The organism is Planococcus sp. RAB007_Raresut, from assembly GCF_057369535.1.
The window spans coordinates 1-231 of sequence record NZ_JBXYIF010000295.1 but is presented as its reverse complement, the minus strand read 5'-3'; the positions used below and the strand labels follow the sequence as shown (position 1 = coordinate 231).

Here is a 231-nt window from a genome sequence, read left to right as displayed (position 1 = left end):
CGACTCTCTCGGCCTTTTCCATAGGTACCAGGCCACGCTGGCGGGTTGCATCCTGCGTGGCCACACCCGTCGGGCAGGTATCGGCATGGCACTTCATCGATTGCACGCAGCCCAGCGCAAACATGAAAGCGCGGCCGGCATTGCACCAGTCTGCACCGAGGCCGAGATTCATCGCCATCCCCGCGCCTGAATGGACCATGCCCGCTGCGGCCAGTTTCACTTCGCTCTTGA

The 231-nt window shown here is 62.8% G+C and carries 1 protein-coding gene; it reads right to left on the bottom strand.

Going from position 1 to position 231, the window contains the following annotated elements:
- Nucleotides 1-231 (bottom strand): glutamate synthase-related protein (locus AC2Q9J_RS18585; RefSeq protein WP_499042218.1); only part of this gene is annotated, 231 nt, incomplete at both ends.